Below are 1,140 nucleotides of genomic sequence, written 5' to 3' on the forward strand. Positions count from 1 at the left end.
ACGGCTCGCTCTTTCATTTCAGGGGTATAGTTTCGTGTTTTCATTGTCGTATTCTCTCAGAAAATTGAGTCTCCGACAATCCCGGGGCGGTTCAACCTAATTCAATGCAATTAATACCAAATGATATACATAGTAATAAAACAGTTCCACATACTGGTCAAAACTCTTTAAAGGAAGGTCAATAAGAAATGAATATAAGCGTATATAAAGATAATGGCTCAAATGATGTCAATAATATATCTATGATCGAAAACCAACTTAACTATAGTTTACCTCAACTTTATAAAGATATAGTCAAGAAGCATGATGCGCTAAGACCAGAGAAAGATATTTTTGATTTTATTAATATTTATGGAAAGCCTGATGATAGAGATGTTAATTTTTATAGTTTAAAGAAAAACCATATAGATGGGTTTATTATTGAAGAACAAGCTAATATTAATGATATAGATAATGGAGGTATAAAAGGTTTAGTCACATTTGCGTTTACTGCTAATGGTGATTATATATGTTTTGACTATCGAGAAGATCACAATAGTGATAATCCAAAAGTTGTTTTAGTTTATCATGATGATATTGTTGAAAATGAAGATGGAACGAGCTCAATGGCAGTCAATTTTTTAGCAGATAGTTTTGAAGAATTTATGAATATGTTACATGATTAAATGGATATTCAGTATGCTCTAAAATCATCTATTCATAATTTATCTGTTTATCTTCTGTATTGGCGAAGCTAGCTTAAGTGAGGGAAGCAGTAGGTTGGAGTCATACCACGGATGGCTAGTATGTGGTTGTTTCTACTGATTATAATCGTTGCATTTTCTGTAGCTGGATTTTATAAATCAAGAATTGTGCGTGTGCAAAGTTCACTTCAACCAAATGAAAGTAAAATGACTCAATTTAAAATGGACAAAGAAGAAATTAAACCAGCGGCAATTGAAAACCAGCGGCAATTGAATTTAAGCAAGCTCTTATTAATTGGAAATCAAGAGAAGTAATTAATGGGGCAGCCTAGGCGCCAACAAAGCAAACGGCAATGCAAAAAGTGAACCGCCCCGGGATTGTCGGAGACTCAATTTTCTGAGAGAATACGACAATGAAAACACGAAACTATACCCCTGAAATGAAAGAGCGAGCCGT

At 33.8% G+C, this 1,140-nt stretch carries 2 protein-coding genes; both read left to right on the plus strand.

Features of this window, described 5'->3' with window-relative positions:
• The first annotated feature begins 188 nt into the window (after positions 1-188).
• Entirely contained in the window at positions 189-665 is a 477-nt protein-coding gene (locus G561_RS0113625) for an SMI1/KNR4 family protein (RefSeq protein ID WP_172462154.1), read from the plus strand.
• Between the two features lie 111 nt (positions 666-776).
• Positions 777-998 carry a hypothetical protein gene (locus G561_RS15495; protein WP_028860007.1) on the plus strand — a complete coding sequence of 74 codons (222 nt, stop codon included), beginning with the start codon at positions 777-779 and terminating at the stop codon, positions 996-998.
• The last annotated feature ends 142 nt before the right edge of the window (positions 999-1,140 follow it).

This window comes from Psychrobacter phenylpyruvicus DSM 7000 = NBRC 102152 (assembly GCF_000685805.1).
In the GTDB taxonomy this organism is placed as follows: domain Bacteria; phylum Pseudomonadota; class Gammaproteobacteria; order Pseudomonadales; family Moraxellaceae; genus Psychrobacter; species Psychrobacter phenylpyruvicus.

Excerpts from the sequence above, each read along its gene's own strand:
- G561_RS0113625 (WP_172462154.1), top strand. The coding sequence starts at position 189 with ATGAATATAAGCGTATATAAAGATAATGGCTCAAATGATGTCAATAAT.
- G561_RS15495 (WP_028860007.1), top strand. The coding sequence starts at position 777 with ATGGCTAGTATGTGGTTGTTTCTACTGATTATAATCGTTGCATTTTCT.